Genomic DNA, 22,674 nt, shown 5'->3' with positions numbered 1-22,674 from the left:
GGCATGTCTTCATTCGTTAAGAGGTAGTTGCTCAGCCTGCCATCTTCAGGCGGTTTCGGCCTTCGCGTTTGGCGACATACAAGGCGTTGTCGGCGCGGCGCAGCAGACTGTCGGCCGATTCTGCTGGCAGCAGCGTCGAGCAGCCCAGGCTGATGGTGGTGTTGAGCACGGTATTGCTTTCGTGGAACTTCAGTTCCAGCACCGCCTGGCGCAGGCGTTCACCGATCATGGCCGCACACTCGCGATCAGTGTTGGCAAGCACGACCACAAACTCTTCCCCGCCATACCTGAACATCCGGTCTACGCTGCGCAACTGAGTCTTGAGCGTATGGGCAATGGTGCGCAGCACCTCGTCGCCGGTCTTGTGGCCGAAGTTGTCGTTGACGTTCTTGAAGTAATCGATATCCAGCATCAGCAAGGAAAGCGGCTGTTTCTGGCGGTGCGACACTTCGATTTCCAGCATCAGGTTCTGGTCCATCGCGATCCGGTTGCCGGTATTGGTCAGCGGGTCGCGCAGTGCGCTTTGCATGGCGATGCGATACAGCAGCGCATTTTTCATGGGGTAGAGCAGGCAGATGATCAGTGACTCAAGCTCGCTCAGTTCCTGCTCGCTGAATGCCGTGCCGCGCTGGAATTCCAGATTCCCGAGGCATTCGTTCATGTGGCGCAGTGTGTAATTGGCACTGTGCTCCGCGCTTTCACCCAGTTGCAGGCTCAGGTCACTACGGGAGTGTTCATAGCTCAGGGCGGACAACGGGATGAGGCGTTGAACGCCTCGCAAGAACATGCCAAGAATCTTTTCAGCTTCCAGACTGCTCTGTAACTGCTGGCTCAGTTGCTGAATGAGGGTAGACAGATCAGCAGGAGGAAGAGGGGCCGCCGGTTTATTGCAAGAGCCTTGTCTTTGCAATCTTGCAGTATCGAAATCAATTGTCTTGGGACCGGTCGGAGAACTCATGGCTTCACTCCTCTCACATCGTTGCTGGCTTGTGAGAGGCGGAGCGAAAGTCGTGCCATGTACGGATTTTTAATGTAATTGATTGAATATAAAGGACTATTCAAGACGGTTAAGATGCCGAGCAAGGCTGTCCGACGTTTCCTTGACTCGGCATATTCATGAAATAAGCCTGCCGTGACGGATTTCCGTCAGGGCAGGCTTTTGTGCAGCCGGCTTTATTGCGCGTTGAAGGCCTGGCCGTTGATACCGGTGCTGTCGGGACCCATCAGGTACAGATAGACCGGCATGATTTCCTCGGGCGTCGGGTTGTCCAGAGGGTTTTCAGCAGGGTAGGCCTGGGCTCGCATGCTGGTACGGGTTGCGCCGGGGTTGATGCTGTTGGAGCGCACCGGCGCGACAGTGTCCAGTTCGTCGGCCAGGGTTTGCATCAGCCCTTCGGTGGCGAACTTCGATACGCCATAGGCCCCCCAATAGGCTCGGCCCTTGCGACCGACGCTGCTGGAGGTGAACACCACCGAAGCATCGGCGGACAGTTTGAGCAGTGGCAGCAGGGTGCTGGTCAACATGAACGTCGCATTGACGTTGATGTGCATGACCCGCATGAAGTTTTCGCCGGATAACTGCTCAACGGGCGTGCGCGGGCCGATGATCGAGGCGTTGTGCAGCAGGCCGTCGAGATGGCCGAATTCGGTTTCGATCATGGCCGCCAGCTCATCGTATTGATGGGGCAGGGCGGTTTCCAGGTTGAATGGAATGACCGCAGGTTGAGGATGACCAGCCGCTTCTATCTCGTCATACACCTGAGTCAGGTTGGCTTCGGTCTTGCCCAGCAGCAACACCGTGGCGCCATGGGCTGCATAGGTCTTTGCTGCCGCAGCGCCGATGCCGCGTCCTGCGCCGGTGACCAGAATCACCCGGTCCTTGAGCAGTTCGGGGCGGGCGGAGTAATCGAACATGGAAAACCTCTGTAGCTATTCAGTAAGGCTCAACTCAGCAACTGCACAGCGCGTTGTCCAGCACCTTGCGCAGGTCCAGCGGGTGATCCACGACCACATCGGCGCCCCAGTGATCGGGGTTGTCGTTGGGATGGATATAGCCGTAACGCACGGCGGCTGTCTTGGTGCCAGCATCGCGACCTGACTCGATATCACGCAGATCGTCGCCCACGAACAGCACGCTGGCCGGGTCAAGATCAAGCTGGCTGCAGGCCAGGATCAGCGGCTCGGGGTGAGGTTTGCTGTGGGTGACATGATCGGGGCAGATCAGCAGCGCCGAGCGCTCGGCCAGCCCGAGCTGTTCCATGATCGGCTGGGCGAAGCGCACCGGCTTGTTGGTGACGACGCCCCAGATCAGGCCGGACTTTTCGATATCGGCCAGCAATTGGGCCATGCCGTCGAAGAGTTTGCTGTGTACCGCACAACCGCGCTGGTAGCGCTCCAGGAACTCCAGGCGCAGGGCCTCGAAGGCCGGATCCTGTGGGGGCATGGCAAAGGTGGCCGCGACCATGGCTTTGGCGCCGCCCGAGATTTCATCGCGAATCAGCTTGTCCGCCACTGCTGGCAAACCGCGATCGGCCAGCATCGCCTGGGAAATGGCGATGAAGTCCGGTGCGGTATCGAGCAATGTGCCGTCCATGTCGAATAGAACCGCTCTCAAACGCATGCCTCATGCCTCCCGAAGTGTCTGGATCATGTAGTTGACGTCCACATCCGAGGCCAGCTTATAGTGCTTGGTCAGCGGGTTGTAGGTCAGGCCGATGATGTCCTTGACCTGCAGGCCGGCATCACGGCTCCAGGCACCCAGTTCCGAAGGACGGATGAATTTCTTGAAGTCATGGGTGCCGCGTGGCAGCAGGCCCATGATGTATTCGGCACCGACAATGGCAAACAGATAGGCCTTGGGGTTGCGGTTGATGGTGGAGAAAAACACCTGGCCACCGGGCTTGACCATGCGATAGCAGGCGCGGATCACGGAGGAAGGGTCCGGCACGTGTTCAAGCATTTCCAGGCAGGTCACCACATCGAACTGCTCGGGCATTTCTTCAGCCAGGTCTTCGGCGGTGATCTGCCGGTATTCGACGCTCACGCCGGATTCGAGCTGATGCAGCTGGGCCACGGCCAGCGGGGCTTCGCCCATGTCGATCCCGGTCACGGTGGCACCGCGCTGGGCCATGGCCTCGCTGAGAATGCCGCCGCCACAACCGACGTCGAGCACTTTCTTGTCTGCCAGGTTGACCCGTTCGTCGATCCAGTTGACCCGAAGCGGATTGATATCGTGCAGCGGCTTGAATTCGCTTTCACGATCCCACCAGCGATGTGCCAGTGCCTCGAATTTGGCGATTTCTGCGCGGTCGACGTTGCTCATGGGAGTTACCTCTTGAACTTGGAATTCGTTTCGACAGCCTGGCGATCAACAAGCCAGGCCTCCATGTATTCAGTTTGCGCCGCTGATGCGCTTGCCCCAGGCAATGGCGGTTTCGCGCAGCGCCTGCTCATCCATACGGGTCAGGCGGCGGTTGTCGAGCAATTGCTTGCCTGCCACCCAGACATGGCTCACGCAATCGCGACCGGTGGCATATATAAGCTGTGACACTGGATCATAGATCGGTTGCTGCTCCAGCCTGGAAAGATCGAACGCAACCATGTCCGCCGCCTTGCCGATTTCCAGTGAGCCGGTTTCTGCCTGGATACCCAGGGCGCGTGCGCCATTCAGGGTCGCCATGCGCAAGGCCCGATGGGCATCCAGCGCCGTAGCCGAGCCCGCGACAGCCTTGGCCAGCAGGGCGGCGGTGCGGGTTTCGCCCAGCAGGTCCAGGTCATTGTTGCTGGCCGCGCCATCGGTACCGACAGCTACGTTGACACCGGCTTGCCACAGACGCTCCACCGGGCAAAAGCCACTGGCCAGTTTCAGGTTGGATTCCGGGCAATGCAGTACGCTGGAGTTGCTTTCTACCAGCAATGTCAGGTCGTCGTCGCTGATTTGCGTCATGTGTACGGCCTGGAAGCGCGGGCCCAGCAGGCCGAGACGGTTCAGGCGCGCCAATGGCCGCTCCTGGCGTTGTTCGAGGGCCTGTTCCACCTCGAAGGCGGTTTCATGCACATGCATCTGGATCATGGCGTCGAGTTCGTCGGCAATGACCCGGACCTTTTCCAGGTTTTCGTCGCTGACGGTGTAGGGCGCATGGGGGCCGAAGGCAACCTTGATGCGCGGGTGATGAATCAGGTCGTTGAACAGCTCGACGCCGATATGCAGGGATTCATCGGTGGTTCTGGCGCCAGGGATCGGGAAGTCCAGCACCGGCACGGTGATCTGGGCGCGGATCCCGCTGTTGTGAGCGCGATCGGCAGCGACCTTGGGGTGGAAGTACATGTCCGAGAAACAGGTGATGCCGCCTTTGATCTGCTCGGCGATCGCCAGATCCGTGCCATCACGAACGAAGTCCTCGGTGACCCATTTGCCCTCGGCCGGCCAGATATGGTCCTGCAACCAGGTCATCAGCGGCAGATCGTCGGCCAGGCCGCGGAAAAGGGTCATTGCTGCATGGCCATGGGCATTGATCAGCCCTGGAGTGAGCAGCATGCCAGGCAGTTCCTGTACGTGCAGGGCATTCTGCTTCAAGGCTTCGGCCCTCGGGCCAATGTAGGCGATACAGCCGTCACGGATACCCAGCCCATGCTCCTTGAGTACCACGCCTGCGGGCTCGACCGGCACCAGCCAGGTGGGCAGGAGCAGAAGGTCGAGCGGTGCGGTGGCGTTCGGCATGACAAGGCTTCCAGAGCTTATTGCAGTAATGGCGAAGTATACCCGAGCACCTTCGCGGTCGGCTCGCTATAATCGTCCCCTTTTGATTCCGGGCTGTGGGTTTTCGAGATGGAGTGGGTGGTAATGCGCGATCGGCTATTGGCTGCAGAGAAAGTAAAGGCCATCGATTGGCGAGATGACACTCTGTATCTTCTGGATCAGCGTGTGCTTCCGTTCGAGGAAACCTGGCACGCTTACAGCAGTGCTGCGGCAGTGGCTGAGGCCATTCGCACGATGGTGGTGCGTGGTGCGCCTGCCATCGGTATCGCGGCGGCCTATGGCGTTGTGCTGGGTGCTCGCGCCCGTTTCGCGGCGGGCGGTGACTGGCTGGCGGCACTTGAGGCGGATTTCTCTCTGCTCGCGGACTCGCGTCCTACGGCCGTCAATCTGTTCTGGGCGCTGAACCGGATGCGCGACCGCCTGCAACGGCTCAAGGAAGGGGATAACCCTCTGACTGTTCTGGAGGCCGAAGCCGTTGCGATTCACCTGAGCGACCGTGAAGCCAACCTGACCATGGCGCAACTGGGTGCGGATCTGATTCGCAAGCATCAGGGCAATCTTCAGGCGGTCCTGACCCATTGCAATACCGGCGCCCTGGCCACGGGCGGCTTTGGCACTGCGCTGGGCGTGATCCGGGCTGCGCATCTGGAAGGCATGATCGAACACGTCTACGCCGATGAAACCCGGCCATGGTTGCAAGGCTCGCGCCTGACGGCCTGGGAACTGGCCAACGAGGGTATTCCGGTCACTCTCAATGCTGATTCTGCCGCTGCGCACCTGATGCGCACCAAAGGCATCACCTGGGTCATTGTCGGTGCCGACCGCATTACCGCCAATGGCGACGTGGCCAACAAGATTGGCACGTATCAACTGGCAGTCGCGGCCATGCACCATGGTGTGCGCTTCATGGTGGTGGCGCCCAGTTCCACGATCGACATGGACACGGCCAGCGGTGAAGACATCGTCATTGAAGAGCGTGACGGTCGCGAGCTGCTGGAAGTGGGCGGTCATCGGGTGGGCGCTGATGTCGAGGCTTTCAATCCGGTATTCGATGTGACGCCTGCGGACCTGATCGACGCCATCGTGACCGAAAAGGGCATCGTCGAACGGCCGGATACCGCCAAGATGGCTCTGCTCATGAGTCGCAAGCACCTTCATTGATGGTTTTGCGGGTGGCCTGTTTTCAGCGCTTTCAAAGGATAGGAGCGTGACAGCGATTGTGGTAATATCCGGCGGTTTCCAACGGCGCTATCAGTAGTCGCCCTTACTGCGCAGATCCATGGCATAACTCGTTGATTTGTCGTAAGTCGTTGCCTGGCAAATGCCGGCAGCGGCGAGCTTCGTCTATCCCGTATGGATGTACGAGGTTTCACCAGAAAAAGGAATCAGGCTTCTCATGGGCGAACTGGCCAAAGAAATCCTCCCGGTCAATATCGAAGACGAGCTGAAGCAGTCCTACCTCGACTACGCAATGAGCGTAATCGTCGGGCGTGCACTGCCGGATGCGCGCGATGGCTTGAAGCCCGTGCACCGGCGTGTGCTGTACGCAATGAGCGAGCTGGGTAACGACTGGAACAAGCCGTACAAGAAATCCGCTCGTGTGGTTGGTGACGTAATCGGTAAGTACCACCCGCATGGCGATACCGCTGTCTACGACACCATCGTTCGTATGGCGCAGCCCTTCTCGCTGCGCTACCTGCTGGTAGACGGTCAGGGCAACTTCGGTTCGGTCGACGGCGACAATGCCGCGGCCATGCGATACACCGAAGTGCGCATGACCAAGCTGGCTCACGAGCTGCTGGCCGACCTGCACAAGGAAACCGTGGACTGGGTGCCCAACTATGACGGCACCGAGCTTATCCCGGCGGTCATGCCCACCCGTATTCCCAATCTGCTGGTCAACGGTTCCAGCGGTATTGCCGTGGGCATGGCGACCAACATTCCGCCGCACAACCTCGGTGAAGTCATCGACGGCTGTCTGGCCCTGATCGACAATCCCGAAGTGACTGTCGATGAGTTGATGCAATACATTCCCGGCCCGGACTTCCCGACGGCGGGGATCATCAACGGCCGTGCCGGCATCATCGAAGCCTATCGCACCGGCCGTGGCCGCATTTATATGCGTGCCCGTTCCATCGTCGAAGACATCGACAAGGTGGGCGGTCGTCAGCAGATCGTCATCACCGAGCTGCCGTACCAGTTGAACAAGGCTCGCCTGATCGAGAAGATCGCCGAGCTGGTAAAAGAGAAGAAACTCGAAGGTATCACCGAGCTGCGCGACGAGTCCGACAAGGACGGTATGCGCGTGGTCATCGAGCTGCGTCGTGGCGAGGTTCCAGAGGTCATCCTCAACAACCTCTACGCCCAGACCCAGCTGCAAAGCGTATTCGGCATCAACATCGTTGCGTTGATAGACGGTCGTCCGCGAATCCTCAACCTCAAGGATCTGCTGGAAGCATTCGTGCGTCACCGCCGCGAAGTGGTTACCCGCCGTACCGTCTTTGAACTGCGCAAGGCGCGTGAGCGCGGGCACATTCTCGAAGGTCAGGCCGTTGCGCTGTCGAACATCGACCCGGTCATCGCCCTCATCAAGGCTTCGCCTTCTTCGGCTGAAGCCAAGGAAGCACTGATCAGCACGCCCTGGGAATCCAGCGCTGTGGTTGAAATGGTCGAGCGTGCCGGTGCCGATTCCTGCCGTCCTGAGAACCTCGATCCGCAGTACGGCCTGCGTGATGGCAAGTATTTCCTGTCGCCGGAACAGGCGCAGGCGATTCTTGAGTTGCGTCTGCATCGTCTGACCGGTCTGGAGCATGAAAAACTGCTCACCGAGTATCAGGAAATCCTCGGCCAGATCGGCGAGCTGATCCGCATCCTGGGCAGCGCCACGCGCCTGATGGAAGTGATCCGCGAAGAACTGGAACTGATTCGCTCCGAATATGGCGACGTGCGCCGCACCGAGATTCTCGATGCGCGCCTTGACCTGACCCTGGGCGACCTGATCACCGAAGAAGAGCGTGTTGTCACCATTTCCCACGGCGGCTATGCCAAGACCCAGCCATTGGCGGTCTATCAGGCTCAGCGTCGTGGCGGTAAAGGCAAATCGGCTACCGGCATCAAGGATGAGGACTACATTGCTCACCTGCTGGTCGCCAACAGCCACACCACGCTGCTGATGTTCTCCAGCAAGGGCAAGGTCTACTGGCTCAAGACCTACGAGATTCCGGAAGCGTCCCGTGCCGCTCGTGGTCGTCCGCTGGTCAACCTGTTGCCGCTGGACGAAGGTGAATACATCACCGCCATGCTGCCGATCGATCTTGAGGCACTGCAGCAGAGTTCGGGGGCCGATGACGAGCTGGAAGATGCCGAAGACTCGGTGATCGAAGGTGAAGTGGTCGAGGCCGAGGAAGCCGAGGAAGAAGATGGCGATACGCCGGAACTGGTTGCAGAGCCGACCGGCGCCTACATCTTCATGGCTACAGCCTTCGGTACGGTCAAGAAGACGCCTCTGGCACAGTTCTCCCGTCCTCGCTCCAGCGGCCTGATTGCCCTGAAGCTCAAGGAAGGCGACACCCTTATTGCTGTTGCGATTACCGACGGTGCCAAGGAAGTCATGCTGTTCTCCGACGCCGGCAAGGTCATCCGTTTCGCCGAGAGCGATGTTCGTCAGATGGGCCGCGGCGCTCGCGGTGTGCGCGGGATGAAGATCGGCAAGGGTCGACTGATTTCCATGCTGATCCCCGAGTCGGGCGCGCAGATTCTCACCGCTTCCGAGCGTGGTTTCGGCAAGCGTACCCTGTTGAGCAAGTTCCCGCGTCGCGGTCGTGGTGGTCAGGGCGTTATCGCAATGGTCACCAAGGGGCGTAACGGTAAGTTGATCGGCGCTGTGCAGGTTCAGGAAGGCGAGGAAATCATGCTGATTTCCGATCAGGGTACGCTGGTGCGCACCCGGGTCGACGAAGTCTCCCGTCTGGATCGCAACACCCAGGGTGTCACCCTGATCAAGCTGGCCACCGACGAAACTCTGGTGGGTCTGGAGCGTGTCCAGGAGCCATCGGAAGTCGAAGATGACGAACTTGACGGTGAAATCGTGGATGGCGTCGTTGTCGAGGCAGATGATGCCGACGATCTGCAAGTCGATGCCGATGCAGCAGCGGACGATGACGAAACACAAGGCTGAGCGGTAACGTAAATCCGGCAAGGGCTGGCTCGTCTGTGAGTGCGTATGCATTGCAGGCGAGTCGGCCCTTGCAACATTCGGTCAGTAGACCGGAAAAGCAGCGCGTAAGACCCAACGCATTTGACGAGAGTGGATATGAGCAAGCGAGCCTTTAACTTTTGCGCAGGTCCCGCTGCGCTTCCCGAAGCGGTTCTGTTGCGTGCCCAGGCGGAGCTTCTGGACTGGCATGGCAAGGGCCTGTCCGTGATGGAAATGAGCCATCGCAGCGATGAGTTCGTCTCCATTGCCACCAAGGCCGAGCAGGATCTTCGCGACCTGCTGACCATCCCCTCGAACTACAAGGTGCTGTTCCTGCAAGGCGGCGCCAGCCAGCAGTTTGCCCAGATTGCCCTGAACCTGCTGCCGGAAAACGGCAAGGCCGACTACATCGACACCGGCATCTGGTCGCAGAAGGCCATTGAAGAAGCCTCGCGCTACGGTACGGTCAATGTCGCCGCCAGCGCCAAGCCATACGACTATTTCGCCATTCCTGGTCAGAACGAATGGAAGCTGTCCAAGGACGCTGCCTATGTTCACTACGCGCCGAACGAAACCATCGGTGGCCTGGAGTTCGACTGGATTCCGGAAACGGGCGATGTGCCGCTGGTTGCCGACATGTCCTCCGACATTCTTTCCCGGCCGGTGGATGTATCGCGCTTCGGCATGATCTATGCCGGTGCCCAGAAGAATATCGGCCCGAGCGGCATCGTCGTCGTGATCATTCGCGAAGACCTGTTGGGTCGTGCCCGTGCGCTTTGCCCGACCATGCTCGATTACAAGGTCGCCGCCGACAACGGCTCGATGTACAACACGCCGCCGACCCTGGCCTGGTATCTGTCCGGCCTGGTTTTCGAGTGGCTCAAGGAGCAGGGTGGCGTCGAAGCCATCGGCAAGCTCAATGAAGTCAAGAAGCGCACCCTGTATGACTTCATCGATGCCAGCGAGTTGTACAGCAACCCGATCAACAAGCCTGACCGCTCCTGGATGAACGTGCCGTTCCGTCTGGCCGACGACCGTCTGGACAAGCCGTTTCTGGCGGGTGCCGATGCCAATGGCCTGCTCAACCTCAAGGGCCATCGCTCGGTCGGTGGCATGCGGGCTTCCATCTACAATGCTGTCGACATCAATGCAGTCAATGCGCTGGTGACCTACATGAAAGACTTCGAGAAGGAGCACGGCTGATGTCCGAGCAAGAACTCAAGGCGCTGCGAGTCCGCATCGACAGCCTGGACGAAAAGGTTCTGGAACTGATCAGCGAGCGTGCACGCTGCGCGCAGGAAGTGGCGCGGGTGAAAATGTCCTCGCTGGCGGAAGGCGAAGTGCCTGTGTTCTATCGCCCGGAGCGTGAGGCTCAGGTTCTCAAGCGTGTCATGGATCGTAATCGCGGTCCGTTGAGCAACGAAGAGATGGCGCGTCTGTTTCGCGAAATCATGTCTTCCTGCCTGGCGCTGGAGCAGCCGCTGAAGGTCGCTTATCTGGGGCCTGAAGGGACCTTTACCCAGGCTGCGGCCATGAAACACTTCGGGCATGCGGTCATCAGCCTGCCCATGGCGGCTATCGATGAAGTGTTCCGTGAAGTGGTTGCCGGTGCCGTGAATTTCGGCGTCGTGCCGGTGGAGAACTCCACCGAAGGTGCGGTCAACCATACCCTCGACAGCTTCCTCGAGCATGACATGGTCATCTGTGGCGAAGTCGAGCTGCGCATTCACCACCATTTGCTGGTCGGTGAAAGCACCAAGACCAAAAGCATCAGCCGCATCTATTCCCATGCCCAGTCGCTGGCCCAGTGTCGCAAGTGGCTGGACGCTCATTACCCGAATGTCGAGCGCGTGGCGGTTGCCAGCAACGCCGAAGCGGCCAAGCGGGTCAAGAGCGAGTGGAACTCCGCAGCCATTGCCGGGGATATGGCTGCAGACCTGTATGGCCTGACCCGTCTGGCCGAGAAGATCGAAGATCGTCCCGACAACTCCACGCGGTTCCTGATCATCGGCAGTCAGGAAGTGCCACCGACCGGTGACGACAAGACCTCGATCATTGTGTCGATGAGCAACAAACCGGGCGCCTTGCATGAGCTGCTGGTGCCGTTCCATGAGAATGGCCTGGACCTGACTCGCATCGAAACCCGTCCGTCGCGTAGTGGTAAGTGGACTTACGTGTTCTTCATCGATTTCGTAGGGCATCACCAGGATCCGCTGGTCAAGGCGGTGCTGGAGAAGATCAGTCATGAAGCCGTTGCCTTGAAGGTACTGGGTTCCTACCCGAAAGCGGTTCTTTGAAGGGACGATACATGAGCAGCGATTTCCTCACCCCGGCGCTGCCGGGCGTGCAAACAGGTTCGCCTTGCGCGGGTGTCAGCCACAAGGTTTCTGCGCGTGGTTGATTTCGCGCAGATATCCGCTCGACCTGTCATCGGTCGGCTTGTGGTCGTCGGTCTGGGCTTGATCGGCGGCTCCTTTGCAAAAGGTGTTCGCGAAAGCGGTCTGTGCCGTGAAGTGGTGGGGGTCGATCTTGACCCGAAATCCCGCGCATTGGCCGTTGAACTGGGTGTTGTGGACCGCTGTGAGGCGGATCTGGCGACCGCTTGTCAGGGCGCAGATGTCATTCAGCTTGCTGTCCCGATTCTGGCCATGGAAAAGCTCCTTGGCCTGCTGGCGCCTCTGGACCTTGGCGATGCTATCCTGACTGATGTCGGTAGCGCCAAGGGCAATGTGGTGCGGGCTGCACGATTTGCCTTCGGTCATATGCCAACCCGCTTCGTGCCGGGGCATCCGATTGCCGGTTCCGAGCAGAGTGGCGTCGAGGCGTCCAACGCCGACTTGTTCCGACGTCACAAGGTGATCCTGACACCGCTGGCCGAGACGGATCCCGATGCCGTGGCACTGGTTGATCGTCTCTGGTCGGTGCTGGGTGCCGATGTCGAACACATGCAGGTCGAGCGTCACGATGAGGTGTTGGCTGCAACCAGTCATCTGCCACATCTGTTGGCATTCGGTCTGGTGGACTCCCTGGCCAAGCGTAACGAAAACCTGGAGATCTTCAGGTACGCGGCGGGCGGTTTCCGTGACTTCACCCGTATCGCGGGCAGTGATCCGGTGATGTGGCACGACATCTTCCTCGCCAACCGCGAAGCCGTTCTACGCACTCTGGATACATTCCGCAGTGATCTGGATGCCTTGCGTGAAGCGGTAGATACCGGCGACGGGCATCAACTGCTGGGTGTGTTCACCCGTGCGCGGGTTGCCCGGGAGCACTTCGGCAAGATTCTGGCTCGCCGTGCCTATGTAGAGCCTGTCAGCGCAGATGATCTGGTTTTTGTCGCCAACCCTGGCGGTAGTGTCAGTGGCAGTATTCGCGTGCCGGGAGACAAATCCATCTCCCATCGCTCTATCATGCTGGGTTCTCTGGCTGAAGGCGTTACCGAGGTCGAAGGCTTTCTAGAAGGGGAGGACGCGCTGGCGACCTTGCAGGCCTTCCGTGACATGGGGGTCGTGATCGAAGGGCCGCATCATGGTCGCGTGATCATTCATGGTGTCGGTTTGCGTGGCCTGAAGGCTGCGCCCGGTCCGATCTACCTGGGCAATTCCGGAACCTCCATGCGCCTGCTGGCAGGTCTGCTGGCGGCTCAGGATTTCAACAGCACCCTGACGGGTGATGCCTCGTTGTCAAGGCGTCCCATGAGTCGTGTGGTCGATCCTTTGCGGGCCATGGGCGCGGTCATCGAAACGGCGGCCGATGGTCGTCCTCCGCTGACCATTCATGCTGTCGGCAAGCTTTCGGGTCAGGCTTATGACACGCCGATGGCCAGTGCTCAGGTCAAATCCTGTCTGTTATTGGCCGGGCTATATGCCGATGGCGAGACTATAGTCAGCGAGCCGGTGCTCACTCGTGATCATACCGAGCGCATGCTGCGTGGCTTCGGCTACCCGGTGTCTGCCGAGGGCAACACCGTTTCGCTGGAGTCCGGGCACAAGCTGCTGGCGACCCGTATAGAAGTGCCTGCCGATATTTCCTCGGCCGCGTTTTTCATGGTGGCGGCATCCATTACCGAAGGTTCCGAGTTGTTGCTCGAGCATGTGGGTGTCAATCCGACACGTGCGGGTGTTATCGATATCCTTCGCCTTATGGGCGGTGATATCACTCTGGAAAACCCCCGGGAAGTCGGTGGCGAGCCGGTTGCGGATCTGCGGGTCCGTTCGGCCTCCCTGAAGGGGATCGAGATTCCCGAAGCACTGGTCCCGTTGGCTATCGACGAGTTTCCTGTGCTGTTCATCGCAGCGGCCTGCGCTCAGGGACGTACTGTCCTGCGCGGTGCGCAGGAGTTGCGTGTCAAGGAGTCGGACCGGATTCAGGCCATGGCTGATGGTCTGCTGGCGTTGGGTATCAAGGTTGAGCCCAAGCCGGATGGCATTATTATTGAGGGCGGTTCCATGGGCGGTGCCGAGATCGATGCTCATGGCGATCACCGCATTGCAATGGCATTCAGCGTTGCATCACTGCGGGCATCGGCACCGATCCGTATTCACGATTGTGCGAACGTCGCCACATCGTTTCCCAATTTTCTGGCGCTGTGCGCTCAAGTCGGTATGCGTGTCGCGCAAGAGGATAAAAAGTGAAAATCAAAGCACCTGTTATTACCATCGACGGCCCTAGCGGTTCTGGAAAGGGCACTGTTGCAGGCTTGCTGGCCAGGCATCTGGGCTGGTGTCTGCTCGATTCCGGGGCTCTTTACCGTCTGCTTGCCTTTGCGGCGCGCAATCATGGTGTCGACCTGACCAATGAAGAAGCCCTGAAGCTGCTGGCTGCGCATCTCGATGTGCAGTTCGAGACGGCTTCAGGTGGTCAGGGCCAGCGCATCATCCTCGAAGGCGAGGACGTTACCCATGCCATCCGCAACGAGCAGATCGGCAGCGGCGCTTCCCAGGTTGCTTCCTTGCCTGCCGTTCGCGATGCCTTGCTGCAGCGCCAGCGTGCGTTTCAGGAAGAACCCGGGCTGGTGGCCGATGGCCGTGACATGGGAACGGTGGTATTTCCCGACGCGCCCCTGAAGGTTTTTCTCACTGCCAGTGCCGAGGAGCGTGCACGCCGTCGTTACTTGCAGTTGAAGGCAAAGGGTGATGATGTTAGTCTGTCGAGTCTGCTAGATGAGATATGTGCGCGCGACGAGCGTGACACCCAGCGAGCGGTAGCCCCGCTCAAGCCGGCGCATGACGCCATACAGCTGGATTCCACTGAATTATCCATCGAGCAGGTGCTGGAACGCATTCTGAGTGAGGTCGCGCTACGCGATATCGCCGGGTGATCAAGGAGCTGCACAGGCGACCAGATTCAGTCCTGACAGCTTCCTTTTACATGAACGAAACCCACGTTTTCTGGGACGTGGCAGATGGGCGTATTCTTCGCCCTTGATCAACAGGAATTAAAATGAGCGAAAGCTTTGCAGAACTTTTTGAAGAAAGCCTAAAAACCCTGAACCTTCAGCCGGGCGCTATCATTACCGGTATCGTTGTCGACATCGACGGCGATTGGGTAACTGTACACGCTGGTCTGAAGTCCGAAGGCGTCATCCCGCTCGAGCAGTTCTACAACGATGCTGGCGAGCTGACCATCAAGGTCGGTGACGAAGTTCACGTCGCGCTGGACGCGGTAGAAGACGGCTTTGGCGAAACCAAGCTGTCCCGCGAAAAAGCCAAGCGCGCCGAGTGCTGGATTGTTCTGGAAGCGGCTTTCGCAGCTGAAGAAGTGGTCAAGGGCGTTATCAACGGTAAGGTTAAAGGCGGCTTCACTGTCGACGTTAACGGCATCCGTGCGTTCCTGCCAGGTTCTCTGGTTGACGTCCGTCCAGTGCGCGACACCACGCACCTGGAAGGCAAAGAGCTCGAGTTCAAGGTCATCAAACTGGACCAGAAGCGCAACAACGTTGTCGTTTCCCGTCGCAGCGTTCTGGAAGCCGAGAACAGTGCAGAGCGTGAAGCACTGCTCGAGTCCCTGCAGGAAGGCCAGCAAGTCAAAGGTATCGTCAAGAACCTCACCGATTACGGCGCATTCGTCGATCTGGGTGGCGTCGATGGCCTGCTGCACATCACCGACATGGCCTGGAAGCGTATCAAGCATCCATCGGAAATCGTCAATGTTGGCGATGAGATCGATGTAAAAGTCCTGAAGTACGATCGCGAGCGCAATCGTGTTTCCCTGGGCCTGAAGCAACTGGGCGAAGACCCATGGGTTGCTATCAAGGCTCGTTACCCGGAAAGCACCCGCGTAACCGCGCGTGTAACCAACCTGACCGACTACGGCTGCTTCGCAGAGCTGGAAGAAGGCGTGGAAGGCCTGGTACACGTTTCCGAAATGGACTGGACCAACAAGAACATCCACCCATCCAAAGTCGTTCAGGTTGGCGACGAAGTGGAAGTCATGGTTCTGGACATCGACGAAGAGCGTCGTCGTATCTCCCTCGGCATCAAACAGTGCAAATCCAACCCATGGGAAGATTTCTCTGGCCAGTTCAACAAGGGCGATAAAATCTCCGGCACCATCAAGTCGATCACCGATTTCGGTATCTTCATTGGTCTGGACGGCGGCATCGACGGTCTGGTTCACCTGTCCGACATCTCCTGGAACGAAGTGGGCGAAGAAGCCGTACGTCGCTTCAAGAAGGGCGACGAGCTCGACACAGTCATCCTGTCTGTTGATCCAGAGCGTGAGCGCATCTCCCTGGGTATCAAGCAGCTGGAAAGCGATCCGTTCTCCGAGTACGTCACTGTCAATGACAAAGGCGCTATCGTTCGCGGTACCGTTAAAGAAGTTGACGCCAAAGGCGCCATCATCACTCTGGCCGACGACATCGAAGCTACCCTCAAAGCCTCCGAAATCAGCCGTGACCGCGTTGAAGACGCGCGTAACGTTCTGAAAGAAGGCGAAGAGATCGAAGCCAAGATCATCAGCGTTGACCGCAAGAGCCGCGTAATCAGCCTGTCCATCAAGTCGAAAGACGTTGAAGACGAGAAAGAAGCTATCCAGAGCCTGCGTAGCAAGCCTGAAGCTGCTGAAAGCACTGGTCCTACCACTATTGGTGACCTGCTGCGTGCGCAGATGGAAAAACAGAACTAAGTTCTGCTTGACCATTAAAAAGGGCGACTTCGGTCGTCCTTTTTTGTGGGCGCTATTCGGGGCTTATAGCGCAGCGTTCAGTGTGCCGCTGTCCCGGTGCTTTAAACGTTTTAAACGTCTCCAGGTGCCTTGCAGGCCGCACCCTGCCTGGTGTCACTGTCCCTGCCGTCCATTTCTCTTCCCGCTGTCATGCTCCGGTCATGGATTCATGGCTGGTTGTTATGGGTTCACATAAGTCAATACATGGGCTGTTCAAATTCGTCCGGTCATGCTAAAACCTTCGGAGCGCTGATCTAGCTGCTTGAAAAAGAAGGGAAAAATATGACGAAGTCGGAGTTGATCGAACGAATTGTCACCCATCAAGGGCTGCTCTCATCCAAGGATGTCGAGTTGGCCATCAAGACCATGCTTGAACAAATGTCCCAGTGCCTGGCGACAGGCGACCGCATAGAAATACGCGGGTTCGGCAGCTTTTCCCTGCATTACCGCGCACCGCGGGTAGGGCGCAATCCAAAAACGGGCCAGTCTGTCAGCCTCGACGGAAAATTCGTTCCTCACTTCAAGCCAGGCAAGGAGTTACGGGATCGAGTCAACGAGGATGAAGAAGAGGGCCTCTGAGGCCGATAACCAGAGGATCAGTGGATGCACATCTTCAAACGAATCATCGTGCTCGTCGTTGCGTTGCTTGTCGTTCTGGCAACGGCGGTGTTCATGCTTGAAAACCGGCAGCCTGTTACGCTGGTCTTTTTCGGCTGGTCGGCCCCCGAGCTTTCCCAGGCTGTTCCTGTGGTTCTTGCTCTTTTGCTGGGTATGCTGGTTGGCCCTGTCCTGGCATGGCTGGCAAGCTTGCGTAAAAAGCGCGTACGCTCAGCCCGTTCAGTCTAGAGCCTGAAGCAGGCACTTTTGCCTGCTGTGGTACGAAAAGGTTCAGTCCCGCTTCCCCTTGTATCCCCTCAGGGCTTCAGGCATCTGTGCTTGATGCATTCTTGTTGTTTTCTGGTTTCCGACTATTTCCTTCGTTCGCTCATAAAGTTGTATATCTGATTTTTTTGTAGGACCTTTCTTGTTGTTTATTGGGAATAACTACTTCTGTTTGTGGGCTTATTAGTCATACTTTGAGCCTTACCCATATTTCAGGGCGTTTGCTGTAATTTTCTTTGCGTTAGTATTTCTGTTGCTGCTCTTGTGCTCACCTGTCAAGACTTGAAGATAAACCTTTGCAGCGCAAAATAGGCCATCTCTTTTAAAGTCGGATGTCAGGCTCCGGTGTTCTTGCAAAACCGGACTTGCTGAAATAGGTGGCTGTATGTCTTTCCCTGAAATCATTCATCATGGCGCAACCCGGAGTGTGTCCGGTTCCTGTCACCAGTTATGTATGGATGCGGCTCATAGTCTGTTGATTGATTGTGGTGCTATTCAACATGACGGTCCGGGCACTGAAGCCGGTAAGTTCAGTTTCTCTGCTGCCGATATCAAGGCGTTCATTGTTACTCACGTACATGCCGACCATGTAGGGCGTATTCCAGCGTTGCTGGCTTCAGGCTATCAGGGGCCTGTATTATGCAGTGAGCCTTCTGCGCATTTATTGCCTCTGGTCATGGAGGATCAACTGAAACTCGAGTTTCACCATGACCGCAAACAGATAGACCGAAATCTTGCAGCGATTGAAAAGCGCATCATTGCCTTGCCCTTCGATCACTGGTTTACCTTGGTCAATACCGATGCTCTTGTCTGCCGGGTCCGCCTGCAACGTGCCGGCCATATCCTGGGTTCTGCCTATGTCGAGTGCGATCTTCAGTATCTGCTGGAGGGGCGTACGGAGCGTGTGGTGTTTTCGGGCGATCTGGGGGCAGGTGATGCGCCGATGCTTCCCGCTCCGAAATCCCCCGAGCGTGCAGACATTCTTGTGCTTGAGAGTACTTATGGCGATCGTCTTCATGAGGACCGCAGCACGCGGCAATTGCGTCTTGAGCAAGTCATCGATCAGGCGCTGGAAGATCATGGCACGGTTCTGATTCCCGCCTTCAGCATGGGGCGTACTCAGGAGCTGCTATACGAGCTGGAAGATATCCTGCGACGCAAGGCCTTGCTGGGCGAGCCTGCCGATGGGGCTGACGGGAGCGCCTTGCCGGTGAACTGGCCGCAATTGCCGATCATTCTCGATTCTCCCCTGGCAAGCCGCTTCACGGGCGTTTATCAGGCATTTGAAGACTATTGGGACGACGAGGCGCAAGCGCGTCTCAAGAGCGGCAGACAGCCTCTGGGGTTCTCTCAATTGATTACCATCGATACTCATGAACGGCATTTGCAGACGGTCAACTATCTGACCAGCACCGCTCGACCCGCTATCGTCATCGCAGGCAATGGTATGTGCGCAGGCGGGCGCATTGTCAATTACCTGAAGGCCATGCTGGGTGATCGGCGGCACAATGTGGTTTTCGTGGGTTATCAGGCCAAGGGCACGCCAGGCGCTGCGATCCAGAAGCATGGTCCGGTCGGCGGATATGTCGAGCTTGACCGTGAACGCTTTGATATTCGTGCCGGTGTCTCGACGGTCGCCGGTTATTCCGCCCATGCGGATCAGGAGGGGCTGGTCAGGTTTGTAACTTCGATGGCCGAGTGGCCGGGCCAGATCAGGCTGGTACATGGCGAGGCTGGGGCGAAGAAGACGTTGGCCAATCTTCTGAACAGGAAGTACTCGCTGGCCAATAAACGTCTTGAGCTGGTAGTACCTTGAGCCTGGTCTTTTGAAGGCTATCTGATCCTATTCACATGTCTTCAGTCCCAGGCAAGAAGTGTTTTTCGCAAAAGCTTTGCGATTCTTTGCAGGCCGTTATTTCCAAAACCTGTACGATGCTCGATTGGGCACCATCGTGAAAGATGGATGACAGGATGAAAGAAACAGTACGGTCTTTTCTGGAACGCAAAAATGGTTGAGTGGTTCTCTGTAGTCGCTGTGGCGGTCTTATCTTTGGGGTTGACGGCAGTTCTTCGCAGGTACGCCCTGTCCAGAAGCCTGATGGATGTTCCAAATGCTCGTAGCTCACACAAGATTCCTACACCGCGAGGCGGTGGGGTTTCCATTGTTGTAGCCTTTTTGCTTGCCATTGTACTGCTGGGGCTCGGGGACCGGATTCCGTCTTCGGCCCTGATTGCCATTCTCGGCGCGGGCGGACTGGTTGCCGTGATCGGTTTCATGGACGATCACGGGCACATCGCAGCCCGCTGGCGGTTGCTGGGGCATTTCAGTGCGGCGGCATGGGCGCTGGCATGGCTGGGCGGGCTTGCACCGCTCGACTTCTTTGGCTTCACTCTGGATCTTGGGATCATCGGCCATATCCTTGCCGCTTTTTACCTCGTCTGGATGCTCAACCTCTACAACTTCATGGACGGTATCGACGGTATCGCCAGTATCGAGGCGGTGACCGTCTGCGCCGGGATCAGCCTCATTTACGTACTGGGCGATTTTGGTCAGTTGCTGTGGGGGCCTGTATTGCTGGCCGCCGCGGTCATGGGGTTTCTCTACTGGAACTTTCCACCGGCGCGGATATTCATGGGCGACGCGGGCAGCGGATTTCTGGGAATCGCGCTGGGCGTGCTCTCCTTGCAGGCAGCATGGGCTTCATCTCATCTTTTCTGGGCCTGGCTGATTCTGCTGGGAGTATTTATTGTCGATGCCACCGTGACGCTTACTTGTCGCCTGTTGCGTGGCGACAAGGTGTACGAAGCTCATCGCAGCCACGCCTACCAGTTCGCGTCGCGTCGCTATGGCAAGCACCTGCCCGTGACCCTTGCCGTTGGCTTCATCAATATCTTCTGGCTGCTGCCTGTGGCGCTATGGGTCGGTGTATTCGATGGCGACGGTTTGACCGGGTTGCTGATCGCTTATGTCCCGCTGGTACTCTTGGCTCTCAAGTTCGACGCAGGACAGCTTGAGTCCAATTGATTTGAGTATTCGCGTTTTCCCTATAGATTGAGTCATTGTATGTCGGCATTTGCTTTGAATATCAGGTGTAACGTTCTGTAGAGATCGAGGGGTAGCAAGGGCATGAACAGATTGCGAACTTTCCTGCTGGCGCTGCCGCGGCGGAAAAAGCGAATAGTTCAGGTTGTTGCCGACCTCATGCTGGTCTGGTTCGCACTGTGGATGGCATTTGTCGTTCGCCTGGGTGTTGAAGACCTGATTAACCCTCTGGAGAAGCACACCTGGCTTTTCATCAGTGCCCCGATCGTTGCCATCCCGTTGTTTATCCGCTTCGGGATGTACCGCGCTGTCATGCGCTACTTCGGCAACGATGCGCTGATCGCCATCATCAAGGCCGTCACACTCTCCGCGCTCATTCTTGGTTGCGTGGTCTATCTGTACAGTAACCATCAACACGTGGTTCCCCGTTCGGTCATGTTCAACTACTGGTGGTTGAGCATGGTCATGATCGGAGGCCTGCGTCTGGCGATGCGCCAATACTTTCTTGGTGACTGGTTCGTGGCGGGGCAGCACATACCTTTCAGCAATCGCGACGATGGCCTGCCCAAGGTTGCGATATATGGCGCGGGCGCTGCCGGCAATCAACTGGTAGCCGCCTTGCGAATGAGCAGGCTCATGCGCCCCGTCGCTTTTATCGACGATGACAAATCGATCTCCAATCGAGTGATTTCCGGGCTGCAGGTCTACAGACCCAAACATATTCAGCGCATGATCGAGGTCACCGGCGCCCAGGAAATCCTGTTGGCGATTCCGTCCGTATCGCGCGGTCGCCGCCGGGAAATCCTCGGCTTTCTGGAAGGCTTTCCTCTGCATGTGCGAAGCGTTCCGGGCTTCATGGATCTGGCCGCGGGGCGGGTCAAGGTCGATGATCTGCAAGAGGTCGACATTGCGGATCTGCTGGGACGCGACTCCGTACCCGCCAGGGAAAACCTGCTCGAACACTGCATCAAGGGGCAGACGGTTCTGGTGACAGGTGCCGGTGGTTCGATAGGTTCAGAGCTGTGCCGGCAGATACTGGAGCTGGGGCCCGTCAAGCTGCTGTTGCTCGATCACAGTGAGTTCAATCTCTATTCAATCCTCAGCGAGCTTGAGCAGCGTGTGACGCGAGAGTCTTTGCGGGTCAAGTTGCTGCCTATCCTAGGCTCCGTGCGTAATCATCCTAAGCTGCTGGATATCATGAAAACCTGGAAGGTCGACACGGTCTATCACGCAGCCGCCTACAAGCATGTGCCCATGGTCGAGCACAATATTGCAGAAGGCATCGCCAATAACGTCATCGGCACGCTCAACACCGCACAGGCGGCGTTGCAGGCAGGGGTTTCCAACTTCGTCCTGATTTCCACCGACAAGGCTGTCAGGCCCACCAATATCATGGGGAGCACCAAGCGCCTGGCCGAGTTGATCCTGCAGGCCCTGAGCCGTGAAACCGCACCGGTGATCCTGGGCGATGTCGCCAATGTTCATCAGGTCAACAAGACCCGTTTCATCATGGTTCGCTTTGGTAATGTGCTGGGTTCTTCGGGGTCGGTGATCCCGTTGTTCCACAAGCAGATCAAGTCTGGCGGGCCGCTGACAGTGACCCACCCGAAGATCACCCGTTACTTCATGACCATTCCCGAGGCGGCTCAACTGGTCATTCAGGCGGGCTCCATGGGGCAGGGGGGGGATGTCTTTGTCCTGGATATGGGCGAGCCCGTGAGGATCGTCGAACTGGCCGAAAAAATGATTCACCTGTCAGGCCTGAGCATTCGTTCGGAGAAAAACCCTCAAGGCGATATTTCCATCGAGTTCACCGGGTTGCGTCCGGGTGAAAAGCTTTACGAGGAATTGCTCATCGGTGAAAACGTGGTTGCCACCGAGCACCCGATGATCATGAGCGCCAACGAAGATCATCTGCAATGGGATGTGCTCAAGGGGCGACTGAAGGCGTTGCTTGAAGCCGTGGATAAAGATGATTACAACAGTGTCCGCCAATTGCTGCGGGAAACAGTCAGTGGCTACAGCCCGGAAGGTGAGATTGTTGACTGGATCTATCAGGCGCGCCGTCGTGAGCCGGACTTCAACTAATCGGGTTTTTTATACTATTCATAATGCCTGTTTCGTTATTAAAGTGTTTCATTGTTTTAGAGTCGAAATGGGAAACAAGTAGAAACTTTCTACTTCATTGACATCGATAACGAGTGGTTTAGATTGCGAGGGCAGTATTTGGAATGCTGCCTTTGAATCTTATGGAGCGTTATCTATGCGAACTGATCTTTTTTCCACGTTACTCTTTGCCTTGCTTACCAGTTTTTCGGTTGCCGTTACGGCTGCACCGACTGGCCAGATGATGACTGACAACATGGCCCCTCATTCTGTTGCCAAGGAGCAGAAGAGCGATAGGGTCAATATCAATCAGGCCGATGCAGAAACATTGCAGAAAGCACTTACGGGTATTGGCAAGAATAAAGCCATGGCAATAGTTGCCTATCGGGAAACCAACGGGGCATTCGCATCAGTTGAAGAACTGATCGAAGTAAAAGGTATTGGCAAGGCGATTCTGGACAAGAATCGTGACAAGTTGACGGTCGAGTGATATCGCCTTGAAAGTTCGGCCCGGTGCCGGGC

Annotated in this window: 18 protein-coding genes and 1 pseudogene; 14 read left to right on the top strand and 5 right to left on the bottom strand. The window is 57.5% G+C overall.

The features are described 5' to 3' along the window. Positions 1–31: 31 nt before the first annotated feature. The 5 genes from CKW23_RS09685 to CKW23_RS09665 all read right to left on the bottom strand — a co-directional run bounded on the left by CKW23_RS09685 (position 32) and on the right by CKW23_RS09665 (position 4,720). Positions 32–958 carry a GGDEF domain-containing protein gene (locus CKW23_RS09685; RefSeq protein WP_095067490.1) on the bottom strand — a complete coding sequence of 309 codons (927 nt, stop codon included), beginning with the start codon at positions 956–958 and terminating at the stop codon, positions 32–34. 215 nt (positions 959–1,173) lie between these two features. Further along, positions 1,174–1,914 carry a YciK family oxidoreductase gene (locus CKW23_RS09680; protein ID WP_095067489.1) on the bottom strand — a complete coding sequence of 247 codons (741 nt, stop codon included), beginning with the start codon at positions 1,912–1,914 and terminating at the stop codon, positions 1,174–1,176. A gap of 34 nt (positions 1,915–1,948) precedes the next feature. After that, the gene (gene mupP, locus CKW23_RS09675) at positions 1,949–2,620 is read right to left on the bottom strand and encodes an N-acetylmuramic acid 6-phosphate phosphatase MupP (protein ID WP_095067488.1); all 672 of its coding nucleotides are present in this window, start codon (positions 2,618–2,620) and stop codon (positions 1,949–1,951) included. 3 nt (positions 2,621–2,623) lie between these two features. Further along, positions 2,624–3,322: a bifunctional 2-polyprenyl-6-hydroxyphenol methylase/3-demethylubiquinol 3-O-methyltransferase UbiG gene (ubiG, locus tag CKW23_RS09670; protein WP_095067487.1), complete on the bottom strand. Its 699-nt coding sequence runs from the start codon at positions 3,320–3,322 to the stop codon at positions 2,624–2,626. A 69-nt stretch (positions 3,323–3,391) separates the two neighbouring features. After that, positions 3,392–4,720 (bottom strand): TRZ/ATZ family hydrolase, encoded by a 1,329-nt coding sequence (locus CKW23_RS09665; RefSeq protein WP_095067486.1) that lies wholly within the window; start codon positions 4,718–4,720, stop codon positions 3,392–3,394. Between the two features lie 123 nt (positions 4,721–4,843). Here CKW23_RS09665 and mtnA point away from each other — a divergent pair, with 123 nt between their 5' ends. From mtnA to CKW23_RS09595, 14 genes and pseudogenes are all read left to right on the top strand, one after another. Next, positions 4,844–5,920 carry an S-methyl-5-thioribose-1-phosphate isomerase gene (mtnA, locus tag CKW23_RS09660; RefSeq protein WP_095067485.1) on the top strand — a complete coding sequence of 359 codons (1,077 nt, stop codon included), beginning with the start codon at positions 4,844–4,846 and terminating at the stop codon, positions 5,918–5,920. A gap of 235 nt (positions 5,921–6,155) precedes the next feature. Next, positions 6,156–8,936, top strand: coding sequence for a DNA gyrase subunit A (gene gyrA, locus CKW23_RS09655; RefSeq protein ID WP_025261292.1), 2,781 nt, complete (start codon positions 6,156–6,158; stop codon positions 8,934–8,936). 135 nt (positions 8,937–9,071) lie between these two features. Then, positions 9,072–10,157, top strand: a complete 1,086-nt coding sequence (gene serC / locus CKW23_RS09650) for a 3-phosphoserine/phosphohydroxythreonine transaminase (RefSeq protein WP_025261291.1) — start codon at positions 9,072–9,074, stop codon at positions 10,155–10,157. Continuing rightward, the gene (gene pheA / locus CKW23_RS09645) at positions 10,157–11,251 is read left to right on the top strand and encodes a prephenate dehydratase (RefSeq protein WP_025261290.1); all 1,095 of its coding nucleotides are present in this window, start codon (positions 10,157–10,159) and stop codon (positions 11,249–11,251) included. Before serC ends, pheA begins: the two co-directional genes overlap by 1 nt. A gap of 96 nt (positions 11,252–11,347) precedes the next feature. Then, on the top strand, positions 11,348–13,588 hold the full coding sequence (locus tag CKW23_RS09640) for a bifunctional prephenate dehydrogenase/3-phosphoshikimate 1-carboxyvinyltransferase (RefSeq protein WP_095067484.1): 2,241 nt from the start codon (positions 11,348–11,350) through the stop codon (positions 13,586–13,588). Beyond that, complete coding sequence (gene cmk, locus CKW23_RS09635; protein ID WP_025261288.1) at positions 13,585–14,274, top strand: (d)CMP kinase; 690 nt, start codon at positions 13,585–13,587, stop codon at positions 14,272–14,274. Before CKW23_RS09640 ends, cmk begins: the two co-directional genes overlap by 4 nt. 122 nt (positions 14,275–14,396) lie before the next feature. Then, positions 14,397–16,082 (top strand): 30S ribosomal protein S1, encoded by a 1,686-nt coding sequence (gene rpsA / locus CKW23_RS09630; protein ID WP_025261287.1) that lies wholly within the window; start codon positions 14,397–14,399, stop codon positions 16,080–16,082. A gap of 321 nt (positions 16,083–16,403) precedes the next feature. Beyond that, positions 16,404–16,700 carry an integration host factor subunit beta gene (gene ihfB / locus CKW23_RS09625; protein WP_003369729.1) on the top strand — a complete coding sequence of 99 codons (297 nt, stop codon included), beginning with the start codon at positions 16,404–16,406 and terminating at the stop codon, positions 16,698–16,700. A 24-nt stretch (positions 16,701–16,724) separates the two neighbouring features. Continuing rightward, positions 16,725–16,967, top strand: coding sequence for a lipopolysaccharide assembly protein LapA domain-containing protein (locus CKW23_RS09620; RefSeq protein WP_025261286.1), 243 nt, complete (start codon positions 16,725–16,727; stop codon positions 16,965–16,967). 421 nt (positions 16,968–17,388) lie between these two features. After that, positions 17,389–18,819, top strand: coding sequence for an MBL fold metallo-hydrolase RNA specificity domain-containing protein (locus CKW23_RS09615; protein ID WP_025261285.1), 1,431 nt, complete (start codon positions 17,389–17,391; stop codon positions 18,817–18,819). A 50-nt stretch (positions 18,820–18,869) separates the two neighbouring features. Next, positions 18,870–18,956: pseudogene (locus CKW23_RS26920) on the top strand (NAD-dependent dehydratase); the annotation flags it as partial. Between the two features lie 55 nt (positions 18,957–19,011). Then, on the top strand, positions 19,012–20,028 hold the full coding sequence (locus CKW23_RS09605) for a glycosyltransferase family 4 protein (protein WP_025261284.1): 1,017 nt from the start codon (positions 19,012–19,014) through the stop codon (positions 20,026–20,028). Positions 20,029–20,130: 102 nt separating this feature from the next. After that, on the top strand, positions 20,131–22,134 hold the full coding sequence (locus CKW23_RS09600; RefSeq protein ID WP_025261283.1) for a nucleoside-diphosphate sugar epimerase/dehydratase: 2,004 nt from the start codon (positions 20,131–20,133) through the stop codon (positions 22,132–22,134). 175 nt (positions 22,135–22,309) lie between these two features. Continuing rightward, positions 22,310–22,642, top strand: a complete 333-nt coding sequence (locus CKW23_RS09595) for a ComEA family DNA-binding protein (RefSeq protein WP_025261282.1) — start codon at positions 22,310–22,312, stop codon at positions 22,640–22,642. Positions 22,643–22,674 lie beyond the last annotated feature (32 nt).

The sequence above is a fragment of the Pseudomonas sp. Irchel 3A18 genome, from assembly GCF_900187465.1.
Classification (GTDB): Bacteria; Pseudomonadota; Gammaproteobacteria; order Pseudomonadales; family Pseudomonadaceae; genus Aquipseudomonas; species Aquipseudomonas cichorii.
Note: the sequence above shows the minus strand (reverse complement) of the source record. Positions and strands in the feature narration are given on the sequence as shown.